Origin of the sequence: Micromonospora hortensis (genome assembly GCF_022230935.1) — a bacterium.
GTDB classification, from domain to species: Bacteria; Actinomycetota; Actinomycetes; order Mycobacteriales; family Micromonosporaceae; genus Micromonospora; species Micromonospora hortensis.
In genome coordinates, this window is the sequence record NZ_JAKKFE010000006.1 from 22,977 (window position 1) to 40,731 (window position 17,755).

The window sequence follows — 17,755 nt, forward strand, 5'->3', positions numbered from 1 at the left end:
ACGTACCCGGGACGCGGCCCCCCGTTCCCGCCGGCCGGTCCGTCACCGCCCGGCCAGCGCCGCCCAGCCCGGGTTACCCGGCTCCCGGCGCAGCGGCATGCCCGCCTCCGCCGGCGTCCGATCCCCCTTGCGCTGGTTGCAGGCGTAGCAGGCGGCGGTGGTGTTCCGCCAGGTGTTCCGGCCACCGCGCGAGCGGGGCAGGATGTGGTCGATGGTGGAGGCCGGGCCGCCGCAGTACGCGCAGCACCTGTCGTCGCGGCGCAGCACACCGGCGCGCGACCAGGCCGGCCCGGAGTTGAACCTCCACCGGGTGACCACGAAGCGGACCAGCCGCACCACCCGGGGCATCGGGAAGACCCCGATCACCCGGTCCGGCTCGGCCTCGTGGATCTCGGCCACCCGACGGCAGAGCATGCGGACGGCGTGTTGGACGGTGACCCGGTGCAGCGGGCCGAGGTCGGCGTTGATGACGAGGACGGCGTCCACCGGGACTCCTTTCCAGAGGTGACGGACAGCAAGAAGCCGCCCGGTCCGGCTGTCGGACGGGGCGGCTCAGCGCGTACGGGTACGCGTCAGTCGGGCCGGCCCGCCCGGGGACCTTCCGCTCGGTAACCGTCGTCGGGCAGCGTCGACGGCACGGTGGTGACGTGCGACATCGTCATGAGCTGCTCCCGCGGTGGTGGTTGACCTTGCGCGCTCACGGTAGGTCGACGGGGGAGACAGGGGCAACGTATTTCGATCGGCCGGGCTCGTCGGGACGCCGCTGGCGACGGGTGCGGGGAGCCGCCTTGGCCGAGACCTGGGCTGTGGTCAGCGGTCGATTCAGCCGCAGCGCCATCCGAGCGGTGAGTTCGCTGTCCAGCAGCGGCCGGTTCACCTCACCGGCGACTGCTAGCGCGGGCCCGGATACCGACCGCCAGATCGCCGCCAGCCCGGCGCCGAGGCCCACCAGGGCCACTGTTGCCCTGGTGGTCGGTGAGCCGGCGGCCGCGGCGGCACTCACTCCGACGACCGCGAAGAGCACCAACAGCAGGGGTACGAGCACCGGCCAGAAGATGCCGCGCGCCGCCTGGGCCACCAGTCGGCGGTCCCGGATGATCAAGTTTCTGGCGACCACCGCGTAGTCCTCCTCGTCGAGCAGGTCGCGCGGGTGCAGGCCGCCGGTGAGCACGTCGCGCCAGAGGTCGCCCTGGCCGCGTAGCGCCCGGCTCAGGGTGGCGGGCGTCGGCTCGGTCGGGTCCCCGTGGCCGGCACTGTCGACAGCGCTCGCCCAGGCGGCCAGCGAGCGGCGCACCACCGCTGCCGAGTACGGCGGCAGCACACTGGCCAACTCGTCCAGCCACCTGCTGATCTGGACCTGCCGGCCGCCGAACTGCCGCAGCAACTGCGTGACGTCGCCGGCTCGGACGGTGTCGGCCACCGAACGGCCCAGTCGGTAGGCCAGCCCGACCCGGTGGTTGGCGGCCATCGCCCAGCGCAGCACCTCCACGTTGAGGTCGTCGAGGGCGAGCAGCAGCGGCACCGGGTCGGCGGAGTCGGGCTGGCCCAGGTCGGGGAGCAGGGCTCTGGCGGCCGACGTGTCGGGTACCGGCCCGGTGTGCCGGGTGAGGTCGGCGATCTGAGCGAGGGCGACGTCCACCCCGTCGAGGTACATCCGCATCCGACGGTGGACGGACATCTCGGTGAGGTTGGAGAGTTTGGCCGGCGGTACTGCAGGGCGAGCCTCGACGAAGGCGCGGGGCTCCGCGTGCTGCCCGTGGTGGTAGGCGTCCGCCATCCACCATCCCAGCCGGAGCGCGGTGACGATGCAGGCGCGCTCGTCGCGGATCAGCGGGTACGCGTCGTCGTGGCCGATCTCGTCGATCGGCGACTCGTTCTCCGCGCCGGCGCGGTGCAGTGGTGACATCTCCCGCTGCCCTCCCGCCCGGCCGATCGACGGTTGATCATTCGAGCGTACGGCAGCCTACGGTGGCTTATGTTGTGTTTTGTCGATTTGGCCTGCCGGCCAGCAGCCCACGCGGCCGGATCGAGCGCACCGGCTCGGCCGCGCCACCCTCGGCGCGCAGGATGTGGTTCGCGGCGATGATCCCGGTCGCGGCCGAGCGTTCCATCAACGCGCTCGGGAAGTCCGTGGCGATGCCGTCGCCGGCCAGGTAGAGGCCGTTCGCGTCGGTGCGTACCCCCGGACGCCACGCGTGGCTGCCCGGCGTGAACGCCGGCGCCTGCGCCTCCACCCGGGCCCGCAGCTCGCGGACCCGCAGGTCGCCCGCCTCCGGCCAGAGCGCGACCAGTTCGCGGCGCATCCGCTCGGCCAACTCCTCGGCCGGCACGCCGGGCTCGCAGGCGTACGCGTGCAGCTCGACGACCGACCCACCGGTCTGCTGCGCCCAGCGCCGCGGCTCGTTCTCCAGCCGGTGGTAGAGCGTCACCGAGTCCAGAGTGGGCTGGCGGGACACGCCGCTGAACACCGCCCGCTCGGCGGCCACGTCCCCGTCACACCAGTAGCGCGCCACCGCGTACGGCGGGCCGGGGACACCGAAGGCCGGCATCCGTGCCGCCAGCTCGGGTGCCTGCTCGGCCACGTCCGGGGAGGCCGCCACCAGCGCGGCGAGCGCCGGCGGGTCGACGGCGAGCACGACATGACCCGCCGGATGGCTGCCGCCGTCGGTGGTCGTCACCCGCCAGCCCTCGGCGTCGCGGTGCACCCCGGTGGCGGCGCAGTTGGTGAGGACCCGGCCGCCGTGCTTCTCCACGTGCCGGGTCAGCGGCTCCCAGATCGCCGTGGCGTAGTCCTCGTCGGGGCAGTCGAAGGCCAGACCCTCCGGGTTGCCGAGCAGATAGAAGTGGAACTGGGCGACCATCTCGGCGGCCGACATCTCCGCCTCGTGGTTGAAGAACGAGTGCGAGAAGACCTCGAACAGCATCGCCCGCGCCCGGTCCGGCAGTCGCAGCGACGCCAGCAGCTCGTCGGCGGTGCTGTCGTCCAGGTCGGCGTAGGTGCGCACCGGGTCGTAGCTGAGCAGCGGCAGCGCCGCGTCCCGGTCCATCAGCCGCAGGTCGGCCAGGCGCAGGCTGGGGCTGCGCAGCAGCAGCGCCAGCAGGTTCGCCGGCGGCGCGGGCGGCAACTTGCCGAACTCCTCGGTCGGCCACTGCTCGCTGAGAATCGGGTAGCCCGGAATCGGCTTGAGAAAGCCGAGGTCAGGATCGATCCGGCGGAGGATGGACCGCCAGTTGTAGTACTGCCGGAAGAACGCGTGGAAGCCGTGCTCGTTCTGCTGGTGGCCGTCGGCGAGCGCCTCCGGCCAGGCGCCCAGTCGACCGCCGAGGGTCGGTGCCGCCTCCAGCACCGTGACCGCCACACCCCGCTCGGCCAACACCACAGCCGCCGACATCCCGGCGATGCCGCCACCCACCACCAGCGCCGTCGTCGGTCGCGGCACCCGGTCGGCGCCACCGCCGCCCGGGTCCACCTGGTGCTGCCGTACGCCGATCAGCCGACCTACCACTTGCGACAGCGCCATGGGCCCAGTCTGCCCCACCGTGGATCAGTCGGCTGGTAAGCAACGGCGGGGACGGTCGGAGGCCGGCCAGACGTACTCCAGATCCTCCGGCACGTCGTCGCCGAACAGCGGGCGGTAGTGCGTCGGGTCCTTGCGCAGCAGCGACGAGCGGTGACTCAGGTGCAGGTCGTCGCGGCCCAGCCACGGTGGCAGCTCACCGGCTCGGGCCAGCTCGTCCTGGCTCCGAACGACGCCGGCCCCGCAGGCTGCCGCGAGGTCGACGGTCATCGTGGTGGCGCAGGTGTCGGCCCGCCCCGGTTCGGTCCAGACCGCGCACATGTCCAGCCCGTACCGGACGAGCGCCTCCTCGTACCCGGCCCACATCTTCACCGCCGGGTGGTTGCGCCAGCCGTACCCGGGTCGGGTGAGTCCACGCAGCACCTGGATGGCCTCCACCCGCTGCTTGCCGAGCCGCTTCTGATCCAGCGTGCGGGCGCTGGCCAGAAAGCCCGGGTACGGGAGGAACGTCTGCATGTCGCTGCTCTACCCGTCGCCGGGACGGACATACCTGCTCGCGGGATGATCCGGACGGGGTCGCCCACCGTGGCCGTGCTGATTACGATCCGGGCATGGCGGAGCCGTGGCGGGACCGGGCGCGACGGGCGGTCGAGTGGAACTGGCGGCTGCGGTCCGTCGGTGATCCGCGCCCGCACTACGTGATCTGTGGCAAGGACGCGCTCGCCTACTACGTGGCCCGGGCGATGCTCGAATCCGAGCTGCCGGCGGGCGGGGCCCGGGTGACAGTCGTGGTGCCGGAGCGTTACCGCAGCAACGGGCCGGACGTGGCCGGGCTGCGCGGCGTCCGGGTGGTCCGCTCGGACCGGCTGGACGTGGCCACCTTCGAGGCCGCCGGTCTGGCCGGCGCGACCGGGCTGGCCCTCTTGCACCAGGACGACGTGGGCAACCTGCACGCCGCGCTCTGCGCCCAGGCTGTCGACCAGCGGGTCCGCCAGGTGCTGCGGATGTTCAACGGCACCCTCGCCGACGGCGTACGCAAGCTGCTCAAGGCCCCGGTCGAGGTGCTCTCCGACGCCGAGATGGCCGCGCCGGCGTTCGTGGCCGCCGCGCTCAACGAGGTCGACCCGAGTTCCTTCCAGCATCGGGACAAGACACTGCGGGTGGCGCGTCGGGCCGACGTCCGACAGCAGGACGTGGTCTGCGCGTTGGCGCACCTCAGCGAGGCGCAGGGGGTGGAGCTGCTGCCGGCCGAGCAGGCCGGCGCCGACCTGGTGCTCGCCGAGGCGACCGGTCAGCCACCGGCCACCGAGGTCGCCGCCCGCCGGTTGGTCCGGGCGCGTCGGCGGCGTCGTCCGGTAGCTGTGGTGCTGGGGGCGGTACGTGGCTTCGCCACTCGCAAGATCGGCATCGCGGTGATGGCGGTGCTCGCGCTGATCGCGGTGCTGGGGGCGCTGATCTCCCGGGCCGAGGACGTCTCTCCGCTGGAGGCGCTGTACCTGACGCTGGTCACCACGCTCAGCGGCGCCGACCCGGACACCACGAAGGCGGCGGACGCCCAGATCATGCAGGTGGTGCTCAACCTGGCCGGGTTGGCGCTGATCCCACTGATCACCGCCGTCGTGGTGGACGGCATCGTCAACGCCCGGCTGGCCCTGCACACCGGCCGCCTGCAACCCGCGCGGGTCGGGCATGTGGTGGTGATCGGCCTGGGCAACGTCGGCACCCGGGTGATGGCGCAGCTGCGCGAGTACGACGTCGAGGTGGTGGCGATCGACAAGGATCCGGAGCCACGCGGCGCCGCCCTGGCCCGCCAACTGGAGGTGCCGCTGATCGTCGGCGACGCCGCGTTGCCGGAGACACTCGTCGCCGCTTCGGTGGCCGACTGTCAGGCGCTGGTGGTGGCGTCCACCGACGACGTGGCCAACCTGGAGGCGGCGCTCGCTGCCCGCGACCTCCGCGCCGACCTGCGCGTGGTGCTTCGGCTCTTCGACGGTGACTTCGCCGAACGGGTGGAGGAGACCTTCGCGCTCGGCGTGTCCCGTTCGGTCTCCTACCTGGCCGCCCCGGCCTTCATCGGGGCGCTCACCGAACGCGCCGTGATCACCACCATCCCCGTCGACCGGCACGCGTTGCCGGTCGCCGAGGTGCCGGTCGCCGCCGGCTCCGAGCTGGACGGCCGACCGCTGGGTGTGGTCAACCGGGACGGGCAGGTCCGGCTGATCGCCCGCACCCCGGCCGGTGGTGCCAAGACCATCTGGTGGAAGGACCTGGACCCCCGGCAGGTGATCTTCGCCGGCGACCGGCTGACAGTCGTCGCCCGGCGACGCGGGTTGGACTGGCTGACGCGCCAATGCGCACCGCCGGCCCACCCCGTCCCGGTCCCCCGACCGGCCGGGGCGGTCCACGGCGGGGTGCACACCCCGGCGGCGGCGTCTCCCGCGGTGCCGGGCCAGACGGACCCCGGGGTCGGCGTGGCGCACCCCGTTGCGCCAGCCGGGGGCGCTTCCTCGACAATCGCTGGCGGCCCGCCGGACGACTTCGAGCCGACCCGCCGTCATGACGAGGCCGGTGAGGTGAGCTGACACCCCCGGCGCAGCCGACCATTCGACGCGGAGGTGTTCCTTGGGCAAGGAGACTGAGCCCACTCGTCGTACTGAAGCTGGAGCAGCGTCTAACGAGAGCTTCGACGGTCAGCGGCTGCGCACGGTCCTTACCGCACTGGAACCGTGGCAGCGTGTTGCGTTCGCGGTTAGTTGCGTCGAGGTTCTGGTGCCGTCCTACACAAAGTTCAGCGAACCGGACCAGGTCGGTGACGCTGACCTCGTCCGGGCCAGCGTCGATGTTGTCTGGTCGGCCTTGGCGGGTAATCAGCCGGCCGTGCACCATTCCGAGTTGCCGGCAGGCCGAGGCTCTCACAATTCTCGGACACCCGGCCGGCGACCGGACAGCAGTCGCTGAGCTTCGCGCCGCTGCTCGACGAACTCCAGTTGGTGGTGTCCTGTAACTGCGGTGGGACGACGATGTGTTAGCGGCGATCCGACTTTGTCGGGGCGTACGTTGTGCGTACACTCGGGTGGTGAGTGCGAAGGCGGAGCGGCTGCACCTGCGGGTGGATGAGCAGCAGAAGGCGTTGCTGGAGGCGGCCAGTCAAGCCGCCGGGGACAGCGTCTCGACGTTCGTGTTGAAGGCGGCGACCGAGGCCGCGGCGGATGTGCTCGCCGACCGGCGGGCGTTCCTGCTCGACGAGGACGCCTGGCGGGTCTTCGACGAGGCGTTGCAGGGGCCAGCCCAGGACGTCGCCGGGCTGCGGGAACTGTTGACCGGCCCGACGGTGCTCGACCCGCCGACTGATGGTGCGCCACTGTGAGTTCCCGCTTCTCGGCGGTCGAGCCGCTGTCGGCCGAGTTCGCGGTGACCGGGTTCGACTGCGGATCCCGCGCGCAATCGGTGTGGCTGGTCGAGCATGCCCTGCAAGCCCATCGAGCGGGCTCGTCCCGGGTGTACGCGGTGCGGGACAACGAGCACCCCGATCAGCGAGTGGCCGGCTACTACGCCCTGGCTGCCGGCAGCGTCGCCCCCGCCGATGCCTCGCCTCGCCTGCAGCAGGGGGCCGGCCGCTACCACCAACCGGTGGTGATCCTGACTCGGCTCGGGGTCGACCGCAGCGCCCAGGGCGTCGGACTGGGCCGAGCCCTGGTGGTCGACGCACTGCGGCGGATAGCCGCCGCCTCCGAGGTCATCGGCGTACGTGCGGTGCTCATTCACTGTGAGACGGAAGCCGCCCGCGACTTCTATCAGGGGCTGGCGAAGTTTGAGGCCAGCCCTACCGACCCCATGCACCTGTTGCTGCTGATGAAGGACCTTCGCCGCGCGGTCAACGGCTGATCGGTCAGCCGGAACCGGCCGGAGCTGAGCGACAATCGACGGCATGCGTTTCCGCATCCTGGGGCCGACCCAGGTCGTGCTGGCCGACGGGCGAGAGGTCCCCGTGGGCGGTCCGCGGCTGCGCGCCCTGCTGGCGCTCCTCCTGCTCGACGCGGGTCGGGTGGTCTCCCCGGAGCGCCTGATCGACGGCCTGTACGGGGAGCATCCGCCCCGGGGTGCTGCCAACGCGCTCCAGTCCCAGGTGTCGCGGCTACGCCAGGCCCTGCCCGCCGGGCACGACCCGGTCGAGTTTCACCCGTCCGGTTACCGCCTGGCCGTGGACCCCGACGATGTCGACGCGTACCGGTTCGAACGGCTCGCCGGGGTGGGACGCCGCGCGCTCGTCGACGGCGACTGGCCCCGGGCGGCGACGGTGTTGCGCGAGGCGCTGGAGCTGTGGCGTGGTCCCGCCCTGGCCGATGCCATCGGCGCAGCCGGCGTGCCCGCCCAGGCGGCCCGGCTGGACGAACTGCGGTTGGCCGCCATCGAGGATCGGGTCGAGGCGGATCTGGCGTTGGGCGCACAGAGCGCGCTGATCGCGGAGTTGCGGGAGTTGGTCGTCGCGCATCCCCTGCGGGAGCGCTCGCGGAGCCAGCTCATGCGTGCCCTGGCGGCACTGGGTAGGCCGGCGGAGGCGCTGGCAGAGTTCGAGGACGCTCGGCACACGCTGGCCGATCAGCTCGGCGTCGACCCATCGGCGGAACTGGCTGCCGTTCACCTGGCGGTGCTGCGTGGGCAGGAACGCCTGTCGGCCGAATCGGTGCTGCCGAGTCAACTCACCACCTTCGTCGGACGCGAGGAGGAGCTCAAGCGCATCGGCGACCTGCTCGGCGAGCGACGGCTCGTCACCCTCACCGGCCCCGGGGGCGCGGGCAAGACGCGCCTGGCGATCGAGGCCGCGGGCCGGGTCGACGGGGAGGTCCGCTTCGTCGAGCTGGCCGGCCTGGCCGACGGGTCGGACGTTCCGCAGGCGGTGCTGAGCGCGCTCGGCCTGCGCGACGCGGGCCTGCGCGGTCCGGCCGAGCCGGGCTGGCAGACCGTCGACCGGTTGGTCGAGGCGCTCGTCGAGCGGCGACTGCTGCTGGTGCTCGACAACTGTGAGCACGTCCTCGTCGACGCGGCCCGGCTGGCGGCCCGGTTGCTGAGCGCGTGCCCGGCGTTGCGCGTCCTGGCCACCAGTCGGGAGCCGCTCGGGCTGGCCGGTGAGGCGCTGTGCCCGCTGTCCGGGCTCACAGTGCCACCGCTCGGCGCGTCCGCGTTGGACGCCGACGACTACGCGGCGGTCGGTCTCTTCGCCCAACGGGCCGCCGACGTCGCCCCCGACTTCACCGTCACGCCGGCCAACGTCGAGATGGTGCTGCGGATCTGTCGCGGCCTGGACGGCCTGCCGTTGGCGATCGAATTGGCCGCCGCGCGGCTGCGCGCGTTGTCCGTCGCCGAGGTGGCCGCCCGTCTCGACGATCGGTTCCGGCTGTTGTCGACGGGCAACCGGGCCGTGTCGCCGCGACACCGCACCCTGCGGGCGGTGGTCGAGTGGAGTTGGGATCTGCTCGACGACGCCGAACGGGAAGTGGCCCGACGACTGACCGTCTTCGCCGGTGGGGCCACGCTGGAGGCGGCCGAGCGGGTCTGCGGCCTGCCCACCGCCGAGTTCGTCGACGCGCTCACCGGTCTGGTCGACAAGTCCTTCGTGGAGATGACCGGCGGCCGGTACCGGATGCTCGAAACGGTGCGGGCCTTCTGCGCCGAGCGTCTCGCCGAGGCCGGCGAGGCCGACCAACTCCGTCGCGCACACACCGCGTACTTCCTGGAGTTCGCCTGGACCGCCAGCGACCACCTCCGGTGTGTCGAACAGCTGCACTGGCTACGACTGCTGGACGCGGAGCGGGACAACCTGCACGCGGCGTTGCGCCGGGCCACCGCGGCCGGTGACGCGTCCGACGCGGCCGGGATGGTCGCGGCCCTGTCGTTCTACTGGTGGCTGCGCGGCATGCGCGGGGAAGGGGCGCGGCTCGCCGGCGACGTTCTCGAACTGCTCGGCACCGAGGCGCCGCCGGGGCTGGGCGAGGAGTTCGCCCTCTGCGTCTACAACGCCTCCCTGACCGGCTCCGGCCCTCTGCCGTCCCTCGGGACGCAGCGGTCCGTGATCCGCAGCCTCGACCGGCCGCCCCGCCAGCCCTTCCTGCTGTACCTGTCGGGGATCTCGACCGGACCGCCGTCCGGCGGTGCCGAGGATGTCGACGAGCTGATGGGGGAGCTGCGCCGGCTGGTCGGCCCGGACCCGTGGATCAACGCGCTCGGCGCGATGGGCAGCGGCTCGGCGCTGATGTGGAGCGACCAACGGGACCGGGCCAGGGCCGCGCTGGCCACCGCGCTCGACGGCTTCCGCGGCACCGGGGACCGGTGGGGCACCATGATCACGCTCGGTGCGCTCGGCGAACTGGCCGCCTGGCAGGGCGATGCGGAGACCGCGGGCGCCCACATGGACGAGGCCATGGGATTGGTCGAGGCGCTCGGGTCGGCCGTCGACCAGGCCGACATGCTGCGTACCCGGGGCGAGACAAGGCTGCGCGCCGGTGACCTCGCGGCGGCGCACGACGACTTCGCCGGTGCCCTGCTCCTCGCGCAGCGCAGCGGCGCGCCCGAGTTCGTGGCCAGCGCCCGGCTCGGTCTCGCCCAGGTGGCCCGGGTGCGCGGGGACCTGGCTGCGGCGAGGCTGTACTGCGAGGAGGCGTTGGCCGGTGGGCTCACCGGCTGGTACGTCGGCGAGGCCGCCCGTGCGGAGATCATTCTCGTCCTGAAGGAGATCACCGAGGCGGAGAAGGCCGGTGCGCCGCCGTCAGCGGACGGTGCGTGATCCGTCAGCGCCCGGCCGCATCGTGGGGGCATGACGACATTCGAGGTGGTCGCCGAGGGTCTGGGCAAGCGGTACGGCCCGACCCGCGCGCTCGACACGTTCGACCTGACGGTGCCGCCCGGCACGGTCCACGGACTGCTGGGACCGAACGGCGCTGGCAAGACGACTGCCGTACGGATCCTCACCACGCTGCTGCGCTTCGACACGGGACGGGCCACAGTGGCCGGGTACGACGTGGCGCGCCGGCCGGACGAGGTGCGCGCCCGGATCGGGCTGACCGGGCAGTACGCAGCGGTCGACGAGATCCTCAGCGGCCGGCAGAACCTGGAGCTGTTCGGCCGGTTGTTCCGGCTCGGCCGACGGGAGGCCCGCCGACGCGCCGGTGAGCTGCTGGAACGGTTCGGGCTCGACGAGGCGGCGAGTCGTTCCGCCGGTGAGTACTCGGGTGGGATGCGTCGCCGACTGGACCTTGCCGCGAGCCTGATCCGTACGCCGCGGGTGCTGTTCCTGGACGAGCCGACGACCGGCCTGGACCCGCGCAGCCGCAACCAGGTGTGGGACCTGGTCCGCGGTCTCGTGGCGGACGGGACGACGGTGCTGCTCACCACGCAGTACCTGGAGGAGGCCGATCAGCTCGCCGACCGGATCTCGGTGATCGACGCCGGCCGGGTGGTGGCCGAGGGTTCGCCCGACCAGCTGAAGGCGATGACCGGTGGCGACCGGATCGAGGTGGTGGTCCGCGACGCGGCCGAGCTGAGCCAGGCGGCCCGTCTCGTCGCGCCGATCTGCGGTGCGGAGCCCGAACTCGACAGGGAGGTCCGACGCCTCAGCGCGCCGGTGCTCGATCGCGTCGCCGGCCTGGTCGACGTGGTTCGCGCGCTGGACGACGCCGGGATCGCTGTCGAGGACATCGGTCTGCGGCGCGCGACGTTGGACGAGGCGTTCCTGCACCTGACCGGGCACCGGCCGGACGACACCCGCGAGCCCGTGGCGGCCGGACGAACTGGGGAGAGGGCATGACCACCGCGATCGCTGACGGCTGGACGATGACCAGGCGGAACATGACCCACGTGGTCCGCGCTCCGGAGGAGCTGATCCTCTACTTCTCGCTGCCGATCATGTTCGTGCTGGTCTTCGGGTACGTGTTCGGCAGCGGCATGCAGGTGGCCGGTGGCGGCGACTACCGCGAGTTCCTGCTGCCCGGGGTCTTCGTGATGACGATGCTCTACGGGCTGGGGGCCACCGCGACCGGCGTGGCGCTCGACCTCAGCCGGGGCGTGGTCGACCGGTTCCGGTCGATGCCGATGGCACGGTCCGCCCTGATGACCGGTCGCAGCGCCGCCGACCTGCTGCGCGCCCTGTTGGAGATGTCCACCCTCCTGGTGTGTGGCCTGCTCGTCGGGTGGCAGTGGCGGCAGGGTGTCGGCAAGGCGATGCTCGCCGTCGGCCTCCTCCTGCTGCTGCGAATCGCGATCACCTGGGTCGGGATCTACCTGGCGTTGCTGGTCCGCAACCCGGACACGGTCGGCGTGATCGTCTTCCCGGCGGCGTTCCCGTTGAGCGCGATCTCCAACGTCTTCGTGTCGCCCGAGCTGATGCCCCCGGTCATCGGGACGATCTCGGAGTGGAATCCGTTGTCGGCCACCGTCGCGGCGATCCGTGAACTGTTCGGCAACCCGGGCCTGGGTGGCGACTCCTGGCCGGCGGAGCACGCGATGCTGTTGGCGGTGCTGTGGCCGGTGCTGCTGATCGCGACGTTCGCCCCGCTGGCCGTGCGCCGCTACCAGCGGTTGAGCCGTTGACTCCGGCCGTCGGCCTCGGTCAGCGGCGGGCCGGCAGCGCGTAGAAGGCGGCACCGACGGCGAGCACACCGAAGCCGACGAGAACGCTGCCCAGCGGCAGGTTGACCGCCAGCAGCAGACAACCGAAGAGCCCCAGACCGGCCAGCACCCGGACCGGCAACCGTCGGTCCGGGTCGCGGCCCAGTGTGAGCGCAGCGGCGTTGGTGATCGCGTAGTAGACCAGCACCGTGCAGCTGGAGAAGCCGATCGCGTCGCGTACGTCGCCGAGCAGCACCACCACGATCACCACGGCGGCGACCGCCAGTTCGGCGCGGTGCGGCACCTGGTGCACCGGGTGCACGGCGGCCAGCGCGCCGGGCAGGTCACGGCGGCGGGCCATGGCGAGGGTGGTCCGACCGACCCCGGCGACCAGGGACAGCAGCACCCCGACGACCGCGACGGTGGCACCGGCGCGGACCACCCATGCCAGGTCGGGCAGCCCGGCGGCGGTCACCACGTCGACCAGGGGCGCTGCGGAGTCGGCCAGCCGGTCGGCGCCGAGCACGCCGAGGGCGACCACGGCCAGCACCAGGTAGATCACGAGCACCACTCCGAGCGCCAGCGGCACCGCGCGCGGGATGGTCCGCTGCGGGTCGCGGACCTCCTCGCCCAGCGTGGCGATCCGGGCGTACCCGGCGAAGGCGAAGAACAGCAACCCGGCGGCGGTGAGCACGCCCCGCGCCGAACCGCCGGGCTCGCCGAGCCGGTCCAGATGCACAGGCCCACCGACCAGGCCGACGACGGCGACCAACGCCAGCACCGCCAGCACCAGCGCGACCAACGCCCTGGTCACTGTGGCGGTCTTGCCGATGCCGCGCAGGTTCACTGCGGTCACCGCGAGCACCGCGCCGACGGCTACCAGCCGGGCCTGCCCCGGCCAGAGGTACGCCCCGACGGTCAACGCCATCGCGGCGCAACTCGCCGTCTTCCCGACCACGAAGCCCCAGCCGGCCACGAATCCGGCGAACGGCCCGAGGCGCTCCCGGCCGTAGACGTAGGTGCCGCCGGACTCCGGGTAACGGGCCGCGAGCCGCGCCGAACTTGTCGCGTTGCAGAAGGCGACGAAGCCGGCCAGCACCAGCGCGGGCAGCAGACCGGCACCGCCGGCCGCCGCCACCGCCGGGCCGAAGACCACGAAGACGCCCGCACCCAGCATCGAGCCCAGCCCGATGACAACCGCATCGGGTACGCCCAGCCGCCGCGCCAGTTGATCCACGAACCAGAACCTAGGGGTACGAGGTGAACGGGCGATCCCACTCGCGTAACCGGCCGGGGAGCGGCACGCCGTCCCAGGGTGCCCGGTGCAGCAGACGGTCCAGGAGCAGGCCCAGCAGCAGCCCGGCCACCGAGTCGGTCAGCCAGTGCCAGCCGAGGTAGGTGGTGGTGGTGAGGACGACCAGCGGCGGCACGACGCGGATCACTGTGACGAGCCGGGTCGGCAGGTGGCGGCCGAAGCTGCGGGCCAGCGGGGCGAGCAGCAGCGCGATGACCCCGTACCAGACGATCGCGTTGGCGACGTGCCCCGACGGGTAGGACTGGGCGAACCGCACCGGCAGGTCGTCGTGGAACAGCGGCAGGGTCTGCTCGGGTGTCAGGAACGGCTCCTTGACGCTGGCGCTCGGTGCCGCCCGCGCGGTCCAGATCTTGAGTGGGCCGATCGTCAGGTTGGTCAGCACGAACGCGACCACCGGAGGCAGGATCGGTCGCACCGACCGCAGCCGGACGGCCAGCAGCACGCCCAGCCCGGCGGCGATCAACGTCAGTGGGGTGCCCTGGCCGAGGAAGTTCAGCACCCGGGCGACCCAGTACGCGGCGGCCGGCCGGTGCCCGTCGGCCCAGTCGGCGACCGCCCGGTCCAATCCCAAGAACTGGTCTGCGGCGAGCGCCACCGTCAACCCGACCAGACCGACAAGCAGGAGCGCGTCGAACCACCAGCCGGCCGGGCGGACGGGCCGTAGCCGCAGGTCACGTCGTACCGCTGTGGGTTTGAGCACGCGACCACGCTACCGGCCCGGCGCGAGGCCGGGGTGTGCGGCGCTGTGGGCCCAACCACGATCAGGGGCGGATGCGGGGGGCGACCAGTCATGCTTGTGCCCGTGCGGATCACGTCTGCCCTCGTGGACCCGGCGCTGCTCGACCTGCCCTGGTCGACACCGCTGGAGGAGTGGCCTGCCCAACACCTGGTGGCGCTGCCGCAGGGCATCTCCCGGCACATCGTCCGTTTTGTCCGCTTGGGCGACTACGTGTACGCGTTCAAGGAGACCCGCGAGCGGATCGCCGAGCGGGAGTACGACCTGCTCCGGGCCCTGGAGCGGATCGACTTTCCCTCGGTCGAGGCGGTGGCTGTCGTCGCCGACCGGCAGACCGAGGACGGGGAGCCGCTCGAATCGGTGCTGATCACCCGGCATCTGCAGTTCTCACTGCCGTACCGGGCGCTCTTCTCACACACCCTTCGACCGGAGACGATGAGCCGGCTGCTCGACGCGCTCGCCGCCCTGATCGTGCGGATGCACCTGACCGGCTTCTTCTGGGGCGACTGCTCGCTGTCTAACACGCTGTTCCGGCGGGACGCTGGCGCCTTCGCCGCCTACCTGGTGGACGCGGAGACGGGTGCCCTGCACAACAAGCTCTCCAACGGTCAGCGCGGCGAGGACCTGGAGATCGCCCGGGTGAACATCTTCGGTGAGGCGCTGGACCTGCAGGCCGCCGGTCTGCTGCACGAGTCCATCGACCCGGAGGTGGTCTGCGAGGAGGTCGTGCAGCGCTACGAGCGGCTCTGGCACGAGATCACCTACGAGCAGGCGATCGAGCGGGAGGCCCGGCACGACATCGAGGGCCGGATCCGCCGCCTCAACGAGTTGGGTTTCGACGTCGCCGAGGTGGCCATGTCGTCAATCGACGACGGGCGGTTCCTGGTTCGGCCGAAGGTCGTCGACGCCGGCTACCACACCCGACGGCTGCTGCGGCTGACCGGCCTGGACGCCGAGGAGAACCAGGCCCGCAAGCTGCTCAACGACCTGGACGCCTACCGCGCGGAGAGCGACCTGATGGACGAGCAGCAGGCCGCCCACCGCTGGCTCACCGAGGTCTTCGAGCCGGTGGTCCGTGCCGTCCCCGCGCACCTGCGCCGCAAGCTGGAGCCGCAGGAGCTGTTCGCCCAGATCATCGAGCACAAGTGGCTGCTCTCCGAGAAGGCGGGCCGGGACGTCGGCATGCGCCACGCCGTCCAGTCGTACCTGTCCGACGTGCTGGTGCACCGCCCCGACGAGCAGGCCATCCTCGGCGTCGAGGTCCCCGCCATCGGTTGAGCTGGGCCTCCGCCTGCTCCCCGTGGCGTTGGGAGTATGTGCTGGGGGCCTTTGGAGCTGATGTCGCAAACGAGTCGGCGCGGGGCCGCCTCACGTCCGGTCGTCGATCCTGTCGGTACGAGGCTGATGGTCGGCACGAGGCCGATGTCGTAAGCGATTCAGCTCCAAAGGCTCCGCGTCGCACCTCGGCTCGGCCGAGACGACCCGGCGGATGCGAGCGGCGACGGGTGCCCCCGTCACTCCACCCAGGAGCCGCCGCGCAGCACCCGCACCACGTTGAGGTCGTCGTCGAGCACCACCAGGTCGGCGCGGAGGCCCACCTGGAGGGACCCGACCCGGTCACCCAGGCCGATGGCCCGCGCCGGGGTGGTCGCCACCATCCGTGCGGCGTCGGCGATCGGGATTCCGGCGTTCACGGCGTGCCGCAGCGCGGCGTCCATTGTCAGCGTGCTGCCGGCGATAGCGCCGTCGCGGGCGAGTCGGGCCACCCCGTCGGCGACGGTGACGGCCTGGCCGCCCAGCTCGTACTCGCCGTCGGGCATGCCGGCGGCGGCCATCGCGTCGGTGATCAGCGCGGCGCGGTCCGGGCCGGCGGTCGCGGTGGCGAAGGTCAGCATGCCGTCGTGCAGGTGAATCCCGTCGGCGACCAGCTCGCAGATCACAGTGGGCGCGTCGAGCAGGGCCACCACCGGCCCCGGCTCACGGTGGTGCACCGGCCGCATGCCGTTGAACAGGTGGGTGCCGACGCTGGCGCCGGCGGCGACCGCGGCGCGGGTCTGCTCGTACGTGGCGTCGGTGTGGCCCACCGCCGCCACCACCCGCTGCGCGGCGAGCAGCTTGATCGCCTCCAGCGCGCCGTCGCGCTCCGGGGCGAGGGTGACCATGCGGATCGCGCCCCGGCCCAGCTTGATCAGCTCGGTCAGCTCGTCGGTCGACGGGTCGCGCAGGTACTCCGGGTTCTGCGCGCCGCAACGGGCGGCCGACAGGTACGGCCCCTCGAAGTGGACCCCCGCCAACACGCCCTCCTCGACCAACGGGGCGAACGCCTCGGTGGCCGTACGCATCAGCGGAAAGGGCGCGCTGACCAGGCTGGCCAGCAGCGTGGTGGTGCCGTGGGCGAGGTGGAAGTCGGCCGCCGCGCGGGCCTCGTCCGCGTCCCCGGTGGTGAAGGTGTGCCCGCCACCGCCGTGCGTGTGCATGTCCACGAAGCCGGGCACGATCCAGTGCCCGTCGCGCACCGACGGATATTCGGCCACCGCTGTGATCCGATCACCGTCCCACTCGACACAGCCCTGCCGGACGACTCCGGTCGGGGTCACCACTCGGCCGTTCACCCGTACGGTCATCGCTTCTCCCGATTGTCACGGACACCCACGGCGTCCAGGGCGAGCAGGGCGGCACCGAGGCAACCGGCCTCGTCGCCGAGGGCTGCCGCGACCAGTCGCGGCTCCCGGTGGAAGGTCATCCGTTCGTGCAGCGCGGCCCGCAGCGGGGTCAGCAGCCGGTCCCCGGCCTGGGCCAGGCCGCCGCCCAGCACGATCGTCGCCACGTCGAACAGCGCCTGCCCGCTGGCGAGGCCGTCGGCGAGCGCCTCGACCGCCTCCTGCCAGACCTGGCCGGCGAGCTGTTCGCCGGCTGCGGCCCGCTCGGCCACCTCGGCCGCGGTCACCGGGGCGTCCGCGGTGTCGCCGGCCAGTTCGGCGTAGCGGCGGCCGATGGCGGCGGCCGACGCGACCGCCTCCAGGCAGCCGGGGCGGCCGCAGCCGCAGCGCGGACCGTCGGGCCGAACCAAAATGTGGCCGATCTCCCCGGCGGCGCCGTGGGCCCCCACCGCGGCCGTGCCGTCCACGACGTGCGCGGCGGCGATGCCGGTGCCGATGGCCACGAACAGCACGTGCCCGGTGCCGCGTCCGGCGCCGAGCCGGGCCTCGGCGAGACCACCGACACGCACGTCGTGGCCGAGCGCCGCCGGCAGGCCGAGCCGTCGCACCGTCAGGTCCCGCAGGGGTACGTCCCGGAAGCCCACGTTCGCCGACCACACCGCGACGCCGCGTGACTCGTCCACGACCCCGGGCACGGCGATGCCGACAGCGATCGGGGTGAGCCCGTCGGCGCGGGCCTTGTCGGCCAGCCCGCCGGCCACGTCCAGGATGGTGCCGACCACGGCGGCCGGGCCACGCGCGGCCTCGGTGGGGTGTCGTTCGGTGCGCACCACGACGCCGTCCGGTCGGACCAGGGCGCACTTCATGCCGGTGCCGCCGACGTCCAGCGCAACGACCACGCGGTCGCTCACGGCGCCAGCTCGGT

At 72.5% G+C, this 17,755-nt stretch carries 16 protein-coding genes; 8 read left to right on the top strand and 8 right to left on the bottom strand.

Features of this window, described 5'->3' with window-relative positions; genetic code table 11:
* Positions 1-42: 42 nt before the first annotated feature.
* From NIE111_RS03795 to NIE111_RS03810, 4 genes are all read right to left on the bottom strand, one after another.
* A complete protein-coding gene (locus tag NIE111_RS03795) occupies positions 43-486 on the bottom strand; it encodes an HNH endonuclease (RefSeq protein WP_238683052.1) in 444 nt (147 codons plus the stop codon).
* Between the two features lie 211 nt (positions 487-697).
* Positions 698-1,906 (bottom strand): hypothetical protein, encoded by a 1,209-nt coding sequence (locus tag NIE111_RS03800; RefSeq protein ID WP_238683053.1) that lies wholly within the window; start codon positions 1,904-1,906, stop codon positions 698-700.
* Positions 1,907-1,973: 67 nt separating this feature from the next.
* Complete coding sequence (locus NIE111_RS03805) at positions 1,974-3,521, bottom strand: FAD-dependent oxidoreductase (RefSeq protein ID WP_238683054.1); 1,548 nt, start codon at positions 3,519-3,521, stop codon at positions 1,974-1,976.
* A gap of 24 nt (positions 3,522-3,545) precedes the next feature.
* Positions 3,546-4,034 (bottom strand): MSMEG_6728 family protein, encoded by a 489-nt coding sequence (locus tag NIE111_RS03810; protein WP_238683055.1) that lies wholly within the window; start codon positions 4,032-4,034, stop codon positions 3,546-3,548.
* A 95-nt stretch (positions 4,035-4,129) separates the two neighbouring features.
* Between NIE111_RS03810 and NIE111_RS03815 the strand changes: the two genes are divergently transcribed.
* From NIE111_RS03815 to NIE111_RS03840, 7 genes are all read left to right on the top strand, one after another.
* Positions 4,130-6,100, top strand: a complete 1,971-nt coding sequence (locus tag NIE111_RS03815) for a potassium channel family protein (protein ID WP_238683056.1) — start codon at positions 4,130-4,132, stop codon at positions 6,098-6,100.
* Positions 6,101-6,140: 40 nt separating this feature from the next.
* The gene (locus NIE111_RS32375; RefSeq protein ID WP_372488276.1) at positions 6,141-6,476 is read left to right on the top strand and encodes a DUF416 family protein; all 336 of its coding nucleotides are present in this window, start codon (positions 6,141-6,143) and stop codon (positions 6,474-6,476) included.
* 118 nt (positions 6,477-6,594) lie between these two features.
* Positions 6,595-6,885, top strand: coding sequence for a type II toxin-antitoxin system TacA family antitoxin (locus NIE111_RS03820; protein ID WP_238683057.1), 291 nt, complete (start codon positions 6,595-6,597; stop codon positions 6,883-6,885).
* Positions 6,882-7,403 (top strand): GNAT family N-acetyltransferase, encoded by a 522-nt coding sequence (locus NIE111_RS03825; RefSeq protein WP_238683058.1) that lies wholly within the window; start codon positions 6,882-6,884, stop codon positions 7,401-7,403. The genes NIE111_RS03820 and NIE111_RS03825 overlap by 4 nt, the downstream gene beginning before the upstream one ends.
* Before the next feature lie 43 nt (positions 7,404-7,446).
* Entirely contained in the window at positions 7,447-10,299 is a 2,853-nt protein-coding gene (locus NIE111_RS03830; RefSeq protein WP_238683059.1) for an AfsR/SARP family transcriptional regulator, read from the top strand.
* Between the two features lie 30 nt (positions 10,300-10,329).
* On the top strand, positions 10,330-11,319 hold the full coding sequence (locus tag NIE111_RS03835) for an ATP-binding cassette domain-containing protein (RefSeq protein WP_238683060.1): 990 nt from the start codon (positions 10,330-10,332) through the stop codon (positions 11,317-11,319).
* Positions 11,316-12,101 carry an ABC transporter permease gene (locus NIE111_RS03840; RefSeq protein ID WP_238683061.1) on the top strand — a complete coding sequence of 262 codons (786 nt, stop codon included), beginning with the start codon at positions 11,316-11,318 and terminating at the stop codon, positions 12,099-12,101. The genes NIE111_RS03835 and NIE111_RS03840 overlap by 4 nt, the downstream gene beginning before the upstream one ends.
* Before the next feature lie 19 nt (positions 12,102-12,120).
* Here NIE111_RS03840 and NIE111_RS03845 read toward each other — a convergent pair whose 3' ends face one another.
* Both NIE111_RS03845 and NIE111_RS03850 read right to left on the bottom strand, forming a co-directional pair.
* A complete protein-coding gene (locus NIE111_RS03845) occupies positions 12,121-13,356 on the bottom strand; it encodes an APC family permease (RefSeq protein ID WP_238683062.1) in 1,236 nt (411 codons plus the stop codon).
* A 10-nt stretch (positions 13,357-13,366) separates the two neighbouring features.
* Entirely contained in the window at positions 13,367-14,104 is a 738-nt protein-coding gene (locus NIE111_RS03850; RefSeq protein WP_238683141.1) for a phosphatase PAP2 family protein, read from the bottom strand.
* Between the two features lie 120 nt (positions 14,105-14,224).
* Between NIE111_RS03850 and NIE111_RS03855 the strand changes: the two genes are divergently transcribed.
* The gene (locus NIE111_RS03855) at positions 14,225-15,448 is read left to right on the top strand and encodes a DUF4032 domain-containing protein (RefSeq protein ID WP_238683063.1); all 1,224 of its coding nucleotides are present in this window, start codon (positions 14,225-14,227) and stop codon (positions 15,446-15,448) included.
* Positions 15,449-15,684: 236 nt separating this feature from the next.
* Here the strand turns inward: NIE111_RS03855 and nagA are convergent, their stop codons facing one another.
* Positions 15,685-16,794 carry an N-acetylglucosamine-6-phosphate deacetylase gene (nagA, locus tag NIE111_RS03860; protein WP_238683064.1) on the bottom strand — a complete coding sequence of 370 codons (1,110 nt, stop codon included), beginning with the start codon at positions 16,792-16,794 and terminating at the stop codon, positions 15,685-15,687.
* Positions 16,791-17,741, bottom strand: coding sequence for an ROK family protein (locus NIE111_RS03865; RefSeq protein WP_308193622.1), 951 nt, complete (start codon positions 17,739-17,741; stop codon positions 16,791-16,793). Before NIE111_RS03865 ends, nagA begins: the two co-directional genes overlap by 4 nt.
* Positions 17,742-17,755 lie beyond the last annotated feature (14 nt).